Here is a 680-nt window from a genome sequence, read left to right on the forward strand (position 1 = left end):
TCCTGGAGTCCATTGGAAGATTAATAAAACGAATTAACGGCGCGGGACACTAGCTAACCGCTGTGCTTCGCATCAGCATCAAAATCGATGACGATTTCCGGGCAAGTGGCATGAGCCTGACAGGTCAGTACATAGCCCTGATCCAGCGCGTCTTGCCCCAGCGCGAAGTTGTGCTCCATCACCACGGTGCCGCTGAGCAACCTCGCGCGGCAGGTGCCACAGGCCCCACCCATGCACGAATACGGGGCATCCTCACGCACCCCCAACGCCCCCTCCAACACCGACTCAGAAGGCGCCAAATCGAAACAATGCTGCGTGCCGCCCAAGGTCATGGTGACCTTCGCCGGCTGCGCACCCGCGGCAGGGCCGCTGTCCTCGGTTTTGTCATAGCCGTAGAACAACTCCACATGGATGCGTTTCGCCTCGACACCGTGGGCGATCAGCGTCTCGCGCGCCGTGGTGACTAACCCCAGCGGCCCGCACAAAAACCACTCGTCGACCGTGGCGGGATCGAGCTCCCCGGCCAGCCAAGTCTGCAGCTTGGCTTGGTCGATGCGCCCGGTCAGCAACCGATTGCGGTGCGGCTCACCAGAAAGCACGTGTTTAATCTCCAGCCGGTCGGCATAGCGCGACCCCAGCTCGTCGAGCTCGCCGCGAAACATCGTCGACGCCCGGGTGCG

General features: G+C 62.2%; 1 protein-coding gene. It reads right to left on the reverse strand.

What is annotated here, in order from left to right; genetic code table 11:
• Window positions 1-53: 53 nt before the first annotated feature.
• On the reverse strand, window positions 54-680 hold a 627-nt coding region (locus F6Q13_RS19010), incomplete at its 5' end, for a 2Fe-2S iron-sulfur cluster-binding protein (protein ID WP_293059833.1).

This window comes from Mycobacterium sp., assembly GCF_008709575.1.
Classification (GTDB): Bacteria; Actinomycetota; Actinomycetes; order Mycobacteriales; family Mycobacteriaceae; genus Mycobacterium.